Genomic DNA, 18,502 nt, shown 5'->3' with positions numbered 1-18,502 from the left:
ACACTAGAGTCGCAATAGATTAGTCGGACTTTGCGGAGCTATCATATACCTAAATGGAGGTTTGACTTGATTTAGCAGAATTTGACTAATTTAGCTCTTGCGCGTAGGCAAATAACGACGGCGCGCCACCCGTATGCCAAAAAAGTACTTTGTCGTTTTTAGTCAGTTTGCCGCTACGAACCAAATGAATGAGTCCACTCATGGCTCTGGCGGTATAAACGGGATCTAACAATATGCCTTCATGTTTTGCCGTGAGTGAAATCGCTTCTTTTTCTTGTTGCCCTATTACACCATACCCGCCACCCACATAATCAGCATTTAGCATAAGTTGCTGTGGTTGAAACTGATAATTAAGACCTATTTTTTCGGCGGTGCTATTGACCAATTGGGTAATCTGCTGCTCAAATGGTAAATCTGAATTGGCTTCTTTATCGATGTTAATACCTATTAAATCAAAGGTTTGTTTGTAAATTTCCTTGCCTAAAATTAACCCTGCGTGAGTACCTCCCGAGCTTGAAGCAAATATCACATGTGAAAACTCTATACCCGTATTTTGTTGTTGCAACTCAGCTACCGCATCGATAAAAGACAAGGCGCCTAATTCATTAGATCCACCATAAGGCACGATATAAGGCTTTTTACCTTCTGCTTGCAGTTGCGAGAATATACGAGGGATATCTTGCCCTTTGCGGTTAGAGCCAGTCCAGTGAATGCGGCTACCAAAGAGTTGATCTAACAGTAAATTACCTTGAGTCTCTGTTGGTGCTTCTCCGCCAAGCAATAAATGACACTCTAAATTTAATTTAGCAGCGGCGGCCGCAGTTTGACGGCAATGGTTGGACTGCGCCGCTCCGGCGGTAATGATTGTGTTGCAACCTTGTTGTAATGCGTCAGCCAAAATATATTCAAGTTTTCTGGTTTTATTGCCCCCTAATGCCAAACCTGTCAGGTCATCTCTTTTCATGAATATTTGGGGGCCATCAAGAAAGTGGCTTAGATTTGATAATTCGACTAAAGGTGTGGGGAAAAAGCCTAAGGATGTTTTTTCGAAGTGTTTGATATTCATAGTTTGTCTCTTGATAACCGACTATTGTGGTAACAATTTTTAGGATATGAGGTTTAGGTCAATCAAAGTTAACGCAAAGCTAAACCACAACTGAAACTTTATCTAATTAATTTAATATACATTGCACTTTAGAGCACGCATAATGCGCGGCGAAAATCTAGGCAATACCACTCATGAGGTTATCCAATGAGCTTGAAGCCTCAATAAAAACACAGTGTTAGTGAAAAGAAATATCAGTTTATCTCCTCGTAGTTAAGAGCCAAGTGTTATGTATATTGAAGAGCGGTGTTTTACGAAATTCACCGTACCTACCGAACAATACGATTTACCCAAACGTTTTACGTTCCCATTTTATTATCAGCCACACCCCTTATGTGTCTTGGCAGCAAACCAATTACAACAGCATCTAAAGACTCAAAAGCAATGGCAACACAACTTTGGTTTGTCTGATGATCCTAAAAACATAATTGGCAAAATGTTCGGAGTGTTGTTGGTTAAAAATCAGCAAGGTGAGTTGGGCTTTATTGCGGCTTTTTCAGGTAAATTAGCTGGGCAAAATCATATCCAAGGATTTGTGCCACCGGTTTTCGATTTATTGGCGAGTAATAGTTTCTTTCTGAATGAAAAAATAACTATTAACGAGCTCAATGAACAAATAGACACACTAGCCAACACACCGCAACTGGCAAGTTTGCAGCGAGATTTACAACTATTAGACACACAGCAGCAACAAAAGATCGACGAACTGAAAGTTGAGTTAATCGAAAACCGAAAAAAACGTAAAAAGCAAAGACAGTTGCTGCAAAGTGAGTCAGATAACAAAACCGCAGATTCAGGTCTACAGGCATTAGCACAGCAAAGTGTGTTTGATAAGTGGCGCTTGAAAGAACTAAACGAACATTCCCAACAACTAGCCCAGAAACTGCAACGTAAAATAGAACAATTCACGACGCAAATAAATGAGTTAAAGTGGCAACGAAAAAAGCTTTCAGCTGAGTTACAGAATAAAATATTTAGTCATTATCAATTTTTAAATCAAGCGCAACAGTCGAAAAGTTTACTGGATATTTTTGCAGAAACAGCCATGAAAACTCCACCTGCTGGAGCGGGGGAGTGTGCAGCCCCTAAACTCTTGCACTATGCTTTTTCACATCAATTAACCCCTCTCGCAATGGCCGAATTTTGGTGGGGAGCGTCTCCAAAATCTGAAGTGAAAAAACATCAGCAGTATTACCCAGCTTGCTCAGGAAAGTGCCAGCCTATTCTAAAACACATGTTGGCGGGCATGACCTTAGATGAAAACCCACTAATAGTTAATTACGGTGAAGATAAAGATTTAGAGCTGGTGTACCAAGATACCGACATATTAATCGTTAACAAACCCACTGAATTTTTATCTGTACCCGGCAAAGAAATCTCTGATTCAGTCTACCAGCGTATTAAAGAGCAGTTTCCTCAAGCAACCGGAGCGTTAATCGTTCACAGGCTTGATATGTCTACCTCTGGTTTAATGGTTCTGGCACTTCATCCGCAAGCCAATAAATATCTACAGAAACAGTTTATTCAAAGAGAAGTACACAAAAAATACGTCGCAATTATAGAAGGTATTCCACAGCAGGATTGCGGCGAAATTAGGTTGCCGTTAACAGGTGACTTTTACGATCGACCCAAACAAATCGTGTGTTTTCAAGCCGGAAAGCCAGCCCATACTTCGTGGCAAGTGCTGGAGCGCTACCCTAAGAAAAACCAAACCAGAGTGCTGTTAACCCCGCATACTGGTCGCACCCACCAGTTAAGAGTGCATTGTGCCCACAAAGAGGGTTTAAATATGCCCATACTAGGTGACGATTTATACGGGGTACGCGGCAAGCGCTTACATTTACATGCGCAAACGTTGAACATGACTCATCCTGTTAGCAAAGTCGCCATGAGTTTTACCGCAAATGCTGAATTTTAGTTAACCTGATGTGATGGTCTCCTCCCACCTTATCGGCATCAATGTGCCATGATTGAGTTTGACAAAACAATCAGAATGGGAGAAGACCAATATGAATATTACAATAATCGGCCTTGATATAGCAAAGCAAGTATTTCACGCAGCGTGCTGTAATGAGCAAGGAAAGTTAGTTAAGAAAAAAACACTTAAAAGAGCGGCTGTACTGTCATTTTTCAGCAACATGCCTAGTTGTATTGTTGCAATAGAAGCTTGCGCCACCGCACATTACTGGGCGCGCGAAATTGAACGTTGCGGTCATACGGTTAAGCTCATTCCGCCACAGCGTGTTAAAGCATTTTTAGTAGGCAATAAGAATGATTACAACGATGCATTGGCTATCGCGGTTGCCGCTCGCCAACATCACATTAGAGTGGTGAATGCTAATACGATTGAGCAGCAAGATAATCAAGCGCTACATAAGGCCAGAGAGTTAGCGATTAGACAGCGTACCGCAGTGTGCAACCAAATAAGAGGTTTGGCCGCTGAGTACGGTATTTGTATAAGTCGAAGTGTTAGCGCAGTGAGACAAAATATCATGGTTTGGATGAGTGATGAATGCACCGAACTGAGCGTGTTGTTCAAGCAATTGCTTTTTCAGTTAAAAGAGCAATTGAATATGCTAGATGTCGGTATTGAAGTGTTTAACGAAATGATAAATGTGACAACCAAAGAGAATCCGATTTGTCAGCGTTTACAAAGTATTCCTGGAGTAGGCCCTATGATAGCCAGCGCCTACTTCAATGAAGTCGGCAATGGTAGTGCCTACCGCAAAGGCAGAGATGTATCAGCATCACTAGGATTAGTACCCAAACAGCATAGTAGCGGTGGTAAAAATGTGTTGTTAGGCATTAGCAAGCGCGGAAATGCTTATTTACGATGTTTACTAGTTCAGGGCGCTAAATCCGTCGTGTCTCGCGCTAAAAATAAGGAGGATAAGTTGAGTAGCTGGATAAATCACTTAGTGAAAACGCGAGGTCACAATAGAGCCTGTGTGGCATACGCCAACAAAATGGCGAGAATGGCATGGGCTATTACCGTGAATGACACCGAGTATTCCATTATTTAAGCACTTAGAAAGAAAGGTAAAAAGTAACACTCACCACGAATTGCGTTGGTTTTGCATAAAGATGACATAACAGGTCAAACCGGCATATTGAAAACCTGTAGAGTTCAGCGGTAATAAAATACCGATAACCTGATTAGGACAATATGCGCGTTTTACATCTAGGTCATAGTCTTAAGACTAATTAAAGACCGTATATATGACAGCAATCCTGTCCCCAGGGCAAAATCATACTTGGATAATTTCTAACCAAATATCAGCTTTTCTCTGGCATCATCAGACCATGCAGCCTGTTTAAGTTTTCCTTTTATACTGTCTTTTAGTGGGCTTAAACGCGCTAGGTTCATAGCAAATCGTCTGAAGGTGGCCATGTTTTCAGGTGCATCCCCCCGTCTTATACGAGACTCATCTTCCTTGAACGTCACATCTAGCACCCAATGAGAGGCGTTTTCAATTGCCCAGTGACTACGTATTACTTTCGCTATACGTGGCAGGTCAACTTCCAATGAACTGATGTAATAGGCGGTTTCTGAGCTGGCTTTCTCATTGATGTATCTCGTCCTTGTTACTTCAATCACTGATTTTAAGTTGCTCCAGCCTTTGCGTTGTTCTAACCATTCGGTGACGGGAAGTTGTACATATTGCCTATGCTCTACGCGACCATGTCCATCATTGGTTAATGATAATGTGTGCTTCTTGAGTTCTTCAGGTGCGTCACGGCGGACTTTATGAAAATAGGCTTTGATTTCATTCGCTAACTTTCCCTGATTATCTTTCACTTGTAATGCATAGTCGCCGCCTTTCTTATCTACGGCTAGCGTCACTTTCTTTAAACAATGCATGGCGTCAGCAGTCATAACGTGGCCTTTAAGCTCCAGTAATTCGATCAACTCCAAAACAGTAGAGACTTCATTCTTCTTACTCAATGATTTACATTGTGCCAGCACTAAGCCTTGCTCTACGGCATAGGCTGATACGCTGTGTAATGCTGTTTTTCTATCACCATCAAATGAATGTCGAAGCGTTTTACCATCAAATGCAATAACAGATTGACCGTTACTTTCCCGTATTTCGTTGACCCAGCTCATAAAGCAACTCAATAAGGCGTTTGGCTCTAACCGACTGATAATACGAGCGATTGTGTCGTCCACTGGGATACCTGCTTCAAAGTCTCTGAATTTACGCAACCATTCAAGCTTGCTATCACCGAACTGCTTGATATCTTTCCACCCTTCGGCACCTGATAAGATAGCGACAACCGTTAAAAAGATGATGTCCAGTAGTTCGTGTTTCTTATTGATATGAGAGCGCGTATCTTCGAGATTATCGAAATGGGTGATAAATGACATGAGCCTAGCCTTAAAAAGCTAGATTTGATCATACTCTGACTTGGGTGTGCAAGTTAAAGTATGATCTTGCCCTGTCCTGTCCCTGTTATCAATATGAAAAGCCTTGCAGTAAGGGAGGAGACCATATATGAGCTCGGGTTAAGACGTGCCGCTTCCTCTGAAGTAAATATAATAAAAACAATAGGTTATAATCTTATTACTTATTTAGCCGCCAATTTAATGCATCCAGTGCTGATATTATTGTGTTTATCAAGGCGAGATTGTGAAGCAATAGCCAGCTATTGCGAGCAAGTTCAACGAAGATAGGCGCAATAATAGCGGTGCTGGACGGTATGGCTTATCCCGAGTTAAGGTTAGTTAGGTAACCGCTGGTGTAACGGGCACTGCTGCTTTATATGTCATTTGAATCAATAAGCACAGTAATATTAAAGTGATGCCAATCCAGCCAATAGCTGTGAACTTTTCTCCTACAATCACCACAGCTAATACAGTTGCGAGTGCGGGTTCTAGCATGGTTAACAAAGTGGCTTGGCTTGCCTCAATATAGTTAAGCCCGTAACCAAATAAAATATATCCTAAAAACATTGGGATAATCGCCATATACAAAGCAACCGCAGTATTGGAAGTGGTGGCAAACAAATTGTCAGCGGTGAATAAAAGAGAGGGAAGTAATATACAAGCCGCCAGTCCAAACAAAGCAGACATAGCTGATTTGGAATGTATTTCCTGACTTATCAAACACTTTGCTGCCCAAGAATATAATGCGTAACTTAAGCCCGCCACCAAACCCAGTAATATGCCCAAATAATGCTGCAGTAAGGAAGAATGCTGGGTGCTATCCTCTACTTTTCCCATTGACAAAAGTACTATGCCTGCCACACCTACCGAAAAACTGATAAACCATTTAGCCGCTATATTTTTTTTGCTAATTAGACATTCTAATAACACAGTGAAAAATGGTGCGCTGGCAAGTGATATGACCGTGCCTATTGCAACACCTGATAACCGCATTGAACTGTAAAATGCCAAAGGGTAAACTGCGACTGACATTCCGCCTACGACTAACAATTTGTAGTTCGATAGCAGTTTCGCTTTGTCTATTTTAAGGCACCTAAATGCGCTTATTACTAATAAAACTCCACCTATTCCCATAGCAAATGCTCCACTAGCCAATGGACTCACATTAGGTGTGAAACTCGCCGCTGTACCAGTTGTTCCCCACAATAAACAGGCCAAAATAATTGCGACGCTCCCTCTTAATACTTGTTTGTGGTCAGGCACAAAAAGCTCCGAACTTAGGTTGAAAACTGAAGCCTAGTGTAAAGGAAGAGTTTGAAGCATACTTTGCAGTTCAGACGTTTATGTTGGCTATTTGGGCGTTTTTATTGTGAAAACTCTCTGGGAGAGATTCCATAGTACTGTGAAAAGCGGCGACTAAAGGCAGATAAATCCGTATACCCCACTTGTTCGGCAATAATCTGGATAGGGTAATCGGTATGCATCAATAGGGCTCTGGCTTTTTCCATACGCTCTTGAATGATGTATTTAGAGACACTTAAACCTAACTGTTGGGTAAATACTTTTTTGAATTGGGTTGGGCTCAAACAGGCGACCTTTGCTAAGGATTCAATTGAAAGAGACGCGGATAGGTTCTCGAGAATATATTCAACGACTTGTCGGATACGATGATCACGCTGTTTAAAGAGACTTTGCTCTTCTAATAAAATAACGAAGGTAGTTAACATCGATTGTTCAAGCTTTGGATTGACTTGGTTTTCGAGCTGTTTTTCCACAAAGTTCAAATAACTCATGAGTGGCGGGGTAATGGCAAAAACTAAGTGCTGCGAACTTAAGATGTTTTCGGGTAAATCCGCCATGTCGGCCACTACAAATTTGGCCTCTTTATTTGCGGTGAAATGATGCATCTCACCTTGTTTAATAATCACACACTCTCCGGGAGCAACTTTTCCCGAATAACTCGCTAACTCTATATTTATGGCGCCACGTAGTGGCAATACCAATTGATGGTAACTATGAAAATGTCCATTGCGCTGGCGGCTGTAAGAACGAATAGAGAGGTGATTTTGCATGAATAACATGAGAAATATAGAACCGATAACTTAGAGTACACCATTGCATCTAAATAAACTTGCTGAAGCTGTATCTATGTCGAATTACCGAAATTACGATGATTTTTTATGCAGTAAACAAAAGGCTACAACTCGATACAAAGTTTCTTATATTTCTAACAGTTCGCTTTCGGATTCTTCTCTATTCTTCTCCCAATTCAATTTACTCATAATATACTCACATTAAGGGACTAGAATGAAAACCCAACTTGTACTTACTCCACTTGCATTGTTGTTATGCAGCTTATTTCCACATTATTCCTATTGTCAGGAAAATGCGGATACTCAACCAGATAAAGTTAAAACAGACTCCGTGAAAACAGATCGCATTGAAGTGCTCCATAAGCGTAGCAATGTGATGTCTGAAATAACTGAAAACGCAGCGAAATTAGTTGCTATGCCGGGCACCAACGGTGACCCATTACAAGCGGTGTTCGCTTTGCCAGGTGTAGTGGCGGCCGGCGGTGCAGTAGGCTCTCCCGCTGTACGAGGATCATCTCCCGAAGATAACCTATTTGAGATTGACTTTATGCCCGCCGGTTACATTTTTCATGACTTTGGGCAATCAATATTTAATCGCCATTTAGTGCAAGATTTTCAATTGTATTCGGCAGGTTATGGCACCAGCTATAGTGCGGCTACAGGTGCGGTATTTGACGTGAGTTTGCGCAACCCTAAACATCAGGACATTCAAACAACCATAGATTTCAGTTTGTTCAATTCTGGCATTTTTGTGGAAGGGCAAGCGAGCGAAAACAGCGCGTTTTATTTTTCTGTACGTAAAAGTATGTTGCCGTTATTTTTTGAAACAGGCGAAGAGCTAGAGGATGATGACGGGGAACCCAGTGGTTACACCATTAACGCCGCACCAGACGACAATGATTATCAAGGCAAATGGGTGTGGGATATTAATAATAATAATATGCTATCTGTTTCAGTTACCGGTGCCCAAGACAGCGCAGCCATTAACCTTAATGAACGTGCAGATATAGCTTTAAAAATCCCGGATTATCAAGGGGATGCCGAGTTTACCCAAAAATTTAATAGTCAAAGTATTATCTGGGACCACTATTCAAAAAACTTACACATAAAAAGTGGTATCGGGTTTTTAAATGATAGCGAACGTCTCGAACTAGGTAAGAGTGACGCCAATCCAATAGGTTTATTCATCGACAGTGAAAAAGAACAAATATCCTATAAAAGTCGCCTCAACTACCAATTCGCTCAATCCCACCATTTGATTGTTGATGCGGCCTATTATGATGTTACTGAAACCTACGCTTATGATATTTTTCAACAGCTTTGTACTGACATTGACCCGGATTGTGACAGCGATCTCGGCGAGCGTGTTAACGATATAAACGAAGTTGATACCAGTAACCAATTTGTAGGTATTACTGACGTATGGACCTTCAGCGAAAACTGGCAAACAGAGTTAGGTGTGCAGTGGCAACATAATAACTACAGCGAAGAAAGCTTCTTTTTACCGCGATTTAGCTTGAGTTATTTTATCAATGATAACAGTACGATAACCGCAAAATACGGTAAGTATAATCGTCTACAAGATATCGATTATATTTTGCCGACCTTAGGTAATCCCGACCTTAAGTCGCAAACGGCAACTCACACTACCTTAGGGTTTGAGCAGCACCTAGCAAATGAGTGGAGTTGGTCAGTAGAAACCTACTATAAAAAGATGCAAGACTTGCCTTTAGCCCTAGACGAGGCAGAGAACGATGCTGATCTTTTGTACTCTAATGATGTAGAAGGAGAGGCCTATGGGGTGGATTTATTGATCAATAAAAACCTGGTGGACAAATGGTATGGTTGGCTATCACTCAGTTATTCAAAAAGTGAGCGCACTAACCTACGTGAGCAACAGAGCTTTGAATATTATGCTGACACGCCCTTAGTGATTAATATGGTGCTAAATTACCAACTTAGCGAAAAGTGGAATCTAGGTTTTAACTTTACCGCACGTAGTGGCCAACCTTACACCCCGATTATTGGTGTACGAGAAAACCCCAGAGCCGAAGGGTATTTTCTACCCATTTATGGACAGGCCTATTCAGAACGGTTTGATCTTGCTCATCGCCTAGACGTCAGAGCAGAATACAAGAGCAGTCTGTGGGGGCTAGACGCAACTTGGGTATTCGAGGTGATGAATATTTATGGTCAAGAAAATACCAGTTATATCGACCTAGATTACGCCAAAATTAATTCGACGGACGATTTAATAATAGTTGAAGAGAGCGACAATTTTGAATTACGACCGTCGATTGGGTTAAGTGTGACGTTTTAAAAATACTGTTTCAGCAGAATAGCTTTAACAGTATGAATATCGGCAAGCTCAGTTATGAGCTTGCTATTTAACTTAGGCTCACTTTAGGTGAATTCAGTGTTACATTTGCGATTTACAGAGATTGACTAATCATTACAGACGGTTTTGTGCCATTTGCAGTCGGTGAACAGGAGTTATCTGACAGTCAGCTGTGAGCCTAATAGCGGACAGTCGATCGTTAAGCATGATGGCGAAGTTTGTGCCACAAAACGACGTTAATATGGTCATTTTCGAATGGCGGTTGCCATCCAAAAGCCGACATTGAGACCCTTCCATTTACTTCAGCAGCTGCGACATTGCTGACATAAGGAATGTAAGATTTTAAAGTGCAAAATGAATCTATACATTTCAATTTTATCCCAAACTCATGTACAAAAAACTCCAGATTTTAATGTCTTGGCCTGACGATACGTAAATAATACTCTATGAGTGTCAATCCAAACACAAGCAAGGCAAATTGAATAGCTGTTGCTATCTGGCCAACGGTAAATAATGTTATCGACTCGCTTAACTCAAACGACCATATCCCATCAATCCATTTGTCCTTTTCACCAAATAGACCTTGCGTAACATTTACTCCTGCATGAAACCCGATGGGGATGGCAAGCCCTTTTGACCAATATGTCAGTAATCCGTACCATAACCCCCATATTGCCGGACCGGTAATACTATCTACCGATATTCCGTGATATAGCCCGAATGTAATCGATGTTATGTAGATTGATGCTCTTATACCGATCACACTTTCGATCTTTTTCATAAAATAGCCTCTAAATAGAATTTCTTCCATTAGGCTTAAAACGATAAATAGCAGCAATATCAATACTAATGTGTTGAATATATTTACATTTTCATTGGCATAAACATTAATGGGGGTTAAAGCATAAAAAGCGGAATATATTAGTCCGAATAACACCATACCAGTCAATAAAGATACAATAAATCTATTCGCAGAGTGTTTTTTAGGTACTAGTCCTAAATCTTGTAGCGTTAATTCATCGTATTTTAAAAATACCCATGTTGCTGCCATCATCAACGCACTGGTAAGAAGCCCAACAAGCATGCCAGTAGCCCATCGAGGCACAAATTCTAAAAACGAAAACACTCCTGATATAAGCAAGCATTGAAATATCGCCCAAAAAGCGAGTGCTTTGAAAACAGAGACTAATGCGTATCTCGACATGTCGAGTGTCCTTTCAATATTCAGAAAACATGCTAGTTTTGACAATATTACTCCAAAGCAATCAAAATGAGATACCTAAAATCAAACTGGCGAATTGTTCAAAAAACGAATCGTACTTTTTGTGTCAAATATCCTAATTGTAATCGTTAATTTAATATGTGAAAGGTCTTCAATCAGGCAAAACTAGAAGTAAATGAACGGAATAGTTCCGTCCGGAATCTGCCCCATAGGAGCCGTCCGAACGTGGAAAGTCGAGTGACTCCTTCACGCTCGAACCGGATGAAATCACAATAAATCGCTACGTCCGCTTTCTTGGGCAAAGCAGACGGTCGGCATAGGTAGATCGAATAACCGTTGATCTCATTGCCGCCTGTCGAGATAGAGCAAAACCTATCGACTCAAAATGTCAGACCAGATGTGTGCTACTGCAATTTAGGCTACTGCAATTTAGGCTGTTAACACCAAGCAATTTAGGCTTAGAACAAGTTCCAAGGAGTGAATAGGCTTCAGTCAGTTTGAATGGGCAACTTTACTATTACCTCAGCCCCTTTGAGTGTTTCACTTTGAGTCATCAGCAACTCACCGTTGTGCCACTCAATGATACGCTGGACTATTGCTAATCCCATACCGTAACCTTGGCTTTTTTCTACGGCATGTTTTCCTCGTACAAATGGCTTTATTAAGTCCTTTTCATCTTCAGAAAACCCACAACCGTCGTCGGCTATGCTTAAGCAAACATGCTGCTCACTTTGATGTATCTTTACTAAGACTTGATTTTCACCATATTGCAATGCGTTCTGTAGTAAATTGTTGACTACAATCTGTAAATATTTGGGGTCGCCCACTACCCAAAATGTTTCGCTACTAGGTTGCAGAATAATTTTTTGCTGTGTTGAATTCATAGCGTGGCTTTTAGTGTCTATACATTGGTGAACAAGTAGACTTAGGTTAACTTGTTGTTTATCAATTTTAACCATGGCTTGTTCCAATCGGGCATAATCCAAGAGCATTTCTACCAAACAGGTCATTTCATCTACGTCATTGCCTAAACGCTCTAAATAGAGTTGTCGTTGGTCTAGATCGGTTTCTTCAGCAATGGTGTCAATTCCGAAGCGCATTCGCGCCAATGGAGTTCGTAGGTCATGGGACACGGCACTACTGAGTAATTTCACGTCGCTGACTAAGTTTTGGATGCGCTGCGCCATATGGTTAAACTCTTGCTCTAAGTCTTTGACGTAGGACACACTACCGACTTTAATGCGCTGATCTAACTGGCCCTTCCCAAATAACTGAGCGTAATGACGTAAATTGATTAAGCGTGAAACCAGTGGGTAAGTCCAAATCCAAATCAACAATACCAAAGCCCCATAAAACGACAGAGTAAGCAATAATTTTAAGTTGCTTGGTTCAGCTGGGTGAATTGCAAAAGTGGGTTTCAGTAATAACAAAGATTGTTGTTTGTCTAAATAGAAATATAGGCTGATTTCATTGTTGCTTGTTAATAACAGAGGCTCGCCGGATTTGACTTGTTGCACTAGCGAGTGTGGCAGTTGGATTTGATTTAACGGCATTATACTTAATTGATATCGCCCTTGTTGCGGCCAACCTGCCACCACCTCTTGTGGACGTTCTATGGCGTTTAGTGTTGCCGCTAGGTCTTTGCCAACTTGTTCCAGTACAAGCACAGTATCGTTATTTACACTCGAAGAGTTAGGCACAACAAAATAAAACAAATTGTCCAAGATTCGGCCTAACCCGATAGTGGCCGCCAAAACGGCTGCTATTAAAGACAGCGTTAATAAGCGCATTGAACTACCAAGCATCAGGCGCAAACAAGTAGCCCTTACCCCAGATTGTTTTTATTTTTAAAGGATCGCGAGATTCATCGCCTAGTTTTTTACGCAATTTGGAAATACGCAAATCAATAGAACGATCAAATCCGTCATATTCAATGCCACGTAATTGGCTAATTAGGCTGTCTCTTGAAATCACCGTACCGGCACTCAAGGCCAATATCCACAGCACATCAAACTCTTTTGACGACACCTTAATAGGTTGATTATTTAAGCTCACACTGCGAGACAGTTTATCTACCTGCAAACTTTTGAATGTTAATTTTGACGGCTCTTGGGATGAGTCATGATTGGGCTGTGAAGGGGTATCTCGCAATTGAGTAGCGATATTGGAGCGCATGGTAATAGCTTTGTTTATACGTGTGAGTAGGGCTCTAGCGCGCACTGGTTTAGTGATGTAGTCGTCTGCACCCAGCTCTAAACCAAGCACTTCGTCTATCTCTTCGTCGCGGGCTGTAAGCATGATAATAACGCCAGAGTATTCCTGGCGAACCTGTTTACATACTTCAAAACCATCTAAACCGGGTAACATTCCATCCAAAATGACGACATCAGGTTGCAACTGAGGAATAGCTAGCACAGCTTCGTCACCCCGCATGCACTGGGTGACGTTGAATCCCTTGTTACTTAAGTAGTCACGGATCCAATCGGACAATGAAACGTCATCTTCAACTAACAATATTTGTGCAATTTTTTCGTTCATTAGAATAAGCGCCAAGTTAAACGGGACTTTTGTTGTTTTTTATATACCCAGGAAACCTTCAATTCAGACTCTGCAATCACCAGGTCGTTTTGTTGCAACTTCAAATAAAAGTACGCAGTTTTGTCTGTGGTGAATTGTTGAGTATAAATCCCTTGATTGCTAGCGACCCAACATTTAAGTGGTGATTCCTGAGTTGATGCATAGAGACAATAGTTGTTGGGTTTTGTGGTACGCCAACGCATTTTTAGATTCACAAAACAAGCTTGGTTCATATGTAAAGAAACACAAGTGTTGGGTTCGATTAGCAATTGATTTTTTTCGGTTGTTGATATCGTGGAATCAGCCCACACATGCCGATTCATACTCAATAAACAAACCAAGCTGATACCCTTGCATATCGCATACAAAGTACTGCTAATCCATGTCATGAGATTGCCCTTAGAACAATACATAAACGATAGAAATGTGCGCAATTGATTCAATCTTTGGATCAACAAGCGGGCTGTTGTACACGCTGCTTGGTAAACGGGTGAACTTTATCGAACTTTCAAGTACCCAATCAGTTGCTAAGGGATAACTGATGCCAAACTCCGCGCCAAGGGTAATACCGCTGCCCGCTTGGTAGACCGGAAACTTATCACTGGCTTCAGAGTTGGAAACGCCGTAATAATAGTTCAGTGTTTTACTACTATCGTATTGGGCGCTGAAGGTAGTATAAAAGTTAGCATTGAAGTATTGCCACGTTTTACCGTACCACAAGGCTACGTGTGTATCATGGTGTTCAAGATCAGAAAAGGGGGCAATTAACACTCGAAGTGCACTGGTCTCGTCAATATAGTGAGTCGCTCGCAATCCAAGTCGGTTATCAATTTTCCGTGGATTAATTCCAACGAGACCGTTTTGTTCATCATTGATTGTATCCGAATCGTCGACCCCAATAGATGTATGTACCTCGCTGATATACATATCAAATGACCAAGTGGGGTCGGAATAAAAATTATACCCCATTCCCGGCAGGCCTAAGCCTCTCAGTCCTTTATCTTCAATAAAGAAACCCTTCCATTGATAATTGAATCTGAGATTTAAAACGCCGCCAAAGTGGTGTGGGGCATCTACAAAACGGCTATCGAAGGCAGCAAATGCAAAGCTTGCTTCCATAAACCCGTCGTGGCTATTGTCTTCTTCATCGGATGTTTGTGCAGTGGCGGCAGTTGGGTTTAATCCTAAAAATACTGTTAGGGTTGCCAAGGCAAACCAATAGCCTAAGAGTTTATACAAAATATTACTTCCATTTCAGCGTACAGGTAATAGTAACTAGTATTTGACCTTAAAACGGAATAAATATTTGTATCTAATTGTATCTTTTGTTTAGGCGCTCGGTGTCATTCTTAGGGTATTTCAAATGTGATTGCCCGGATTTGCCTCATATGCTGTGGCTCATTCAGTGTGGCGTATTCACTGTCAAATAGGCGCAATTAACCTTAATGGGCATAATTGCGACTAAATGATTTACTCTATTATTTGCTCTAGTCAAATTTCGGAGCACGTTTTTCGTAAAAGGCAGCCACTGATTCCTTAAATTCAGCCGAAGCCAATTGTGCAGCAAAAACTTCCCCTTCCTGTTTCATTTGGGATTTTATTTGTTCTTTATTGATTCCACGGATCAAATGCTTAGATTGTTTGACCGAATTAGGCGCTAACCCCGCCACTTGCTCGGCAACTTTAAGACTTTCTACTAACAGGTTTTCATCTTCAAATACTCGAGATATTAAACCCGAGTTTAGGGCTTCTTCGGCGTTTAAAGTGCGTCCTGCTATCATTATGTCATTGGCCCAAGCATTGCCAACCGCTATAGGCAACAAAAGACTAGAGGCTGCTTCAGGGACGACTCCAACGTGAGTGAAAGGCGCACGAAAGCTGGCGCTCTTGGAGGCGTAAACCATGTCGCAATGTAACAACATGGTGAGGCCTATACCAATTGCGGGGCCATTTACTGCCACAATAATCGGTGTTTCACACTCAGAGATCGCCTTCAAAAAGCGAATAACATTAGGCGTGCCTGTTTCTTCAATTGGGTTAACAAAGTCAGCTAAGTCGTTGCCTGCGGTAAATATGTCTCCAGTTGCGGTCAGTAGCACCGCACGGATTTGTGGATCAGATTCGCTCGCTTCTAGAGCATCCGCCAAAGCGCCATATAAGCTGCGATCTAATGCGTTTTTAAGTTCAGGTCGATTAATGGTGAGGCGCATTACGCGGTGTTTGATTTCTACAATGAGATTGGTTGGCATCATGTTTTCCTGTTTTTGATGAAGACTATTTATCGGTATTGACAATGTCTTCGGCATTCTTGGCAATGTGCACTAAAAATCGCACAATGGTTTCTTGTTCAGAGAGACTAAACTCATCCAATAAGGCGCGATTAATGTGTCTAACCTCTTGATTCGACTGCTGCGCAATTGCCTTACCTTTGGGTAATAAAATAATGTTTTGTACCCTAGCGTCTTTAGTGTCTTTTTGACGTTTGAGTAAATGAATTGCTGCCATTCTATCGACCACACCAGACATGCTTGAGTAGCTCATGTTGAGCTGATCAGCAATGGCTGTGATAGGAGCGTTGTCACATTTAGCAAGGGAAAAAAGTACCGCTAGTTGAGTGGTACTAATGTGCATGTCACGTTTAAGTTTACGATCTGCTGCCTTAAATAAAGCGCTGTGTGCTAACTGCAATAGATGGAATACTTTTAACTGTTTTTTCATCACGGTATTCATTAGAAAATATTTATTTAATATACGAAATAAATATCGGTTTCGCAAGGCTCAAACAATGAGTTTTTCCAAGGCGGCTGTGAATTTATTTCTCATTCGAAATAAAATTTATTTACATGCGAAATAAACAATGTTTTTATAATGGGTAGGCATAAAAGTACTTGTCTTAGAAAACGTAAAGTAAGAGGTGTGCGATGAACACAGGTAAAAAAACGGTTAATTCACAAAGTGTGGGGCAACTTCAAAAATTGCCGACTAAGGCAGGGCACAGTGTCGCGATTACCGTTTTCCGAACCGAAATAGAGGCGGTAAAAGGGGTATGCATCATTGCTGCAGCCACAGGCGTGGCGCAGCGTTTATATCGCGACTTTGCGATTTGGCTAACTACCCAGGGTTATCATGCAGTGACCTTTGATTATGATGGCATTGGGTTGTCTATTGATGGACATGTGAAACACTGTAAGAGCGATGTGCTCAGTTGGGCGAGTAACGACTGTCCGGCAGTGCTTGAGGCCGTTGAACAGCAATTTAGTGGCCTAGAATGTATTTGGATAGGGCACAGCGTTGGGGGGCATATGTTAGGCATGATGCCTGATACAAAACAAATATCTCGAGCCATTAACGTGGCTGTGGGCACTGGTACCTGGTGGTACAACTCTCCTAGCACCAAACGTGTTTCTTGGTTTTTGTGGTATGTGTTGGTTCCAGCGACTGTACCTTTGTTGGGGTATTTCCCTGGCGATAAGTTAAAGGTTATGTGTAATTTGCCTAAAGGTGTGATGATGCAATGGCGTCGTTGGTGTTTGAAAGACGGCTATGCGGTCGAAGGGGAAGGGCAGTGGTTGAAAGACAGATTTGCTAGCGTGAACTTCCCTATTACCGCTATCGCTTTTAGTGATGACGATATGATGTCCCTAAAAAATATCGATATGTTACATGAACAATTTATTGGCGCTGATGTTACTCGTCATGTTGTAGAGCCTAAAGGCGTAGGCCTAAAACGTATTGGGCATATCGGCTGGCATAAAGCACATTGTCAAAGCTTGTGGGAGCAAGTTATTAGTCCGGTACTGAGTGACTAATTAACCTGAGTTCAGGTTAACTATAGCCCACCCTAGCCACTAAGGGAGGGTGGGCTACAGAGTTGTTACTTTAAAATTTCAACTAATTCAGTGAGATCTTTAACTATATAATCTGGCGTAGGCGCAAGGGGATATAAGGCTTTCCCTGGTCGTGCGATAAAGGCGGTTTGTAAGCCCGCAGCTTTTGCTCCGGCGACATCCCAACCGTGCGCAGCTACCATTAACGCTTCCTGCGGTTCGATACCAAGCTTTTCTATCGCCCATGCGTAAGAACGTAAGTCAGGTTTGTATATCTTAATATCCTCAATGCTCAATCTTTCCTCAAAGTATTCAGTTAAACCGGCATTAGCGAACTGGGTTTTTACACCTTGATTTGATGAGTTAGTTAAACTGACGATTTTATACCCTAAGGATTGTAACTTAGATAATCCGGATTTAACGTCTGGATGTGGTGGCAATGACAGTAAAGGCGTTTTAATTGCTGTAAGGGCTTCTTCAGGAGTGATCGCTATGCCGTTATTTTGTGCCACCATTAAAAGCGCAGCGACACCAATTTTACCAAAATCATGGTAATCACCCGTAACAGTTGTGACTAATGAATGGTGCAACATGGTTGAAAACCACAAAGTGGTCAGTTCTGATTTTCCATCTAGCGCTGCTCCGATGGAACTACGCATGGTCTCTAAATCCAGTAAGGTTTCATTGACGTCGAATATGATCACTTTAGGTTTTGGGGTGGCTTGCGTCGTAAAGCTAAGACCACTTAATAAAACCAAAAGACCGATTAAAATTTTAGCGCGATGGGGTTGGGTAAATTGCATGGTTATCTCAATGTTAGTAAGTGTAAGTCACTTTGTGGGGTTGTATATTAGATTGCTAATCGCCATGAACTAAAGCGGCGCACCGTAATTTACTGCGGCTTAGTAACAGACCGCGATCCGCAAGAATTATTGCAATTGCTTGCTGTTTTT

16 protein-coding genes are annotated in these 18,502 nt (G+C 41.5%); 4 read left to right on the top strand and 12 right to left on the bottom strand.

The features are described from left to right. Nucleotides 1-85 precede the first annotated feature (85 nt). Nucleotides 86-1,066 (bottom strand): D-cysteine desulfhydrase family protein, encoded by a 981-nt coding sequence (locus tag KO534_RS14135; RefSeq protein WP_215930312.1) that lies wholly within the window; start codon nt 1,064-1,066, stop codon nt 86-88. A gap of 268 nt (nt 1,067-1,334) precedes the next feature. Between KO534_RS14135 and KO534_RS14130 the strand changes: the two genes are divergently transcribed. Together KO534_RS14130 and KO534_RS14125 are read left to right on the top strand one after the other, a co-directional pair. Continuing rightward, entirely contained in the window at nt 1,335-3,023 is a 1,689-nt protein-coding gene (locus KO534_RS14130) for an RluA family pseudouridine synthase (RefSeq protein WP_215930311.1), read from the top strand. Between the two features lie 91 nt (nt 3,024-3,114). Then, nucleotides 3,115-4,128: an IS110 family transposase gene (locus KO534_RS14125; protein ID WP_215930310.1), complete on the top strand. Its 1,014-nt coding sequence runs from the start codon at nt 3,115-3,117 to the stop codon at nt 4,126-4,128. Between the two features lie 242 nt (nt 4,129-4,370). On the opposite strand, the gene KO534_RS14120 is transcribed toward KO534_RS14125, so the two are convergent. The 3 genes from KO534_RS14120 to KO534_RS14110 form a co-directional block, all read right to left on the bottom strand. Further along, nucleotides 4,371-5,474, bottom strand: a complete 1,104-nt coding sequence (locus tag KO534_RS14120) for an ISAs1 family transposase (RefSeq protein WP_215930309.1) — start codon at nt 5,472-5,474, stop codon at nt 4,371-4,373. 357 nt (nt 5,475-5,831) lie between these two features. Continuing rightward, nucleotides 5,832-6,755 (bottom strand): DMT family transporter, encoded by a 924-nt coding sequence (locus tag KO534_RS14115; protein WP_215930308.1) that lies wholly within the window; start codon nt 6,753-6,755, stop codon nt 5,832-5,834. Nucleotides 6,756-6,856: 101 nt separating this feature from the next. Continuing rightward, entirely contained in the window at nt 6,857-7,564 is a 708-nt protein-coding gene (locus KO534_RS14110) for an AraC family transcriptional regulator (RefSeq protein WP_215930307.1), read from the bottom strand. A gap of 235 nt (nt 7,565-7,799) precedes the next feature. Between KO534_RS14110 and KO534_RS14105 the strand changes: the two genes are divergently transcribed. Further along, nucleotides 7,800-9,905 carry a TonB-dependent receptor plug domain-containing protein gene (locus KO534_RS14105; RefSeq protein ID WP_215930306.1) on the top strand — a complete coding sequence of 702 codons (2,106 nt, stop codon included), beginning with the start codon at nt 7,800-7,802 and terminating at the stop codon, nt 9,903-9,905. A 427-nt stretch (nt 9,906-10,332) separates the two neighbouring features. On the opposite strand, the gene KO534_RS14100 is transcribed toward KO534_RS14105, so the two are convergent. The 7 genes from KO534_RS14100 to KO534_RS14070 all read right to left on the bottom strand — a co-directional run bounded on the left by KO534_RS14100 (nt 10,333) and on the right by KO534_RS14070 (nt 16,440). Continuing rightward, nucleotides 10,333-11,127 (bottom strand): CPBP family intramembrane glutamic endopeptidase, encoded by a 795-nt coding sequence (locus KO534_RS14100; protein WP_215930305.1) that lies wholly within the window; start codon nt 11,125-11,127, stop codon nt 10,333-10,335. A 506-nt stretch (nt 11,128-11,633) separates the two neighbouring features. Beyond that, nucleotides 11,634-12,935 (bottom strand): sensor histidine kinase, encoded by a 1,302-nt coding sequence (locus KO534_RS14095; RefSeq protein WP_215930304.1) that lies wholly within the window; start codon nt 12,933-12,935, stop codon nt 11,634-11,636. 4 nt (nt 12,936-12,939) lie between these two features. Next, nucleotides 12,940-13,683 carry a response regulator gene (locus KO534_RS14090; protein ID WP_215930303.1) on the bottom strand — a complete coding sequence of 248 codons (744 nt, stop codon included), beginning with the start codon at nt 13,681-13,683 and terminating at the stop codon, nt 12,940-12,942. Further along, nucleotides 13,683-14,111, bottom strand: a complete 429-nt coding sequence (locus KO534_RS14085) for a DUF3019 domain-containing protein (RefSeq protein WP_215930302.1) — start codon at nt 14,109-14,111, stop codon at nt 13,683-13,685. The genes KO534_RS14090 and KO534_RS14085 overlap by 1 nt, the downstream gene beginning before the upstream one ends. Before the next feature lie 10 nt (nt 14,112-14,121). Further along, nucleotides 14,122-14,961, bottom strand: coding sequence for a MipA/OmpV family protein (locus KO534_RS14080; RefSeq protein WP_215930301.1), 840 nt, complete (start codon nt 14,959-14,961; stop codon nt 14,122-14,124). 248 nt (nt 14,962-15,209) lie between these two features. Next, nucleotides 15,210-15,971 (bottom strand): enoyl-CoA hydratase-related protein, encoded by a 762-nt coding sequence (locus KO534_RS14075; RefSeq protein WP_215930300.1) that lies wholly within the window; start codon nt 15,969-15,971, stop codon nt 15,210-15,212. Between the two features lie 25 nt (nt 15,972-15,996). Further along, a complete protein-coding gene (locus KO534_RS14070; protein WP_215930299.1) occupies nt 15,997-16,440 on the bottom strand; it encodes a MarR family winged helix-turn-helix transcriptional regulator in 444 nt (147 codons plus the stop codon). 203 nt (nt 16,441-16,643) lie between these two features. Between KO534_RS14070 and KO534_RS14065 the strand changes: the two genes are divergently transcribed. Beyond that, nucleotides 16,644-17,531, top strand: a complete 888-nt coding sequence (locus KO534_RS14065) for an alpha/beta hydrolase family protein (RefSeq protein WP_215930298.1) — start codon at nt 16,644-16,646, stop codon at nt 17,529-17,531. A 65-nt stretch (nt 17,532-17,596) separates the two neighbouring features. Here KO534_RS14065 and KO534_RS14060 read toward each other — a convergent pair whose 3' ends face one another. Then, nucleotides 17,597-18,352: a haloacid dehalogenase type II gene (locus tag KO534_RS14060; RefSeq protein ID WP_215930297.1), complete on the bottom strand. Its 756-nt coding sequence runs from the start codon at nt 18,350-18,352 to the stop codon at nt 17,597-17,599. Nucleotides 18,353-18,502: the final 150 nt, after the last annotated feature.

Source organism: Paraglaciecola arctica (assembly GCF_018861065.1).
GTDB classification, from domain to species: domain Bacteria; phylum Pseudomonadota; class Gammaproteobacteria; order Enterobacterales; family Alteromonadaceae; genus Paraglaciecola; species Paraglaciecola arctica_B.
This window is presented reverse-complemented; position numbering and strand designations above follow the sequence as displayed.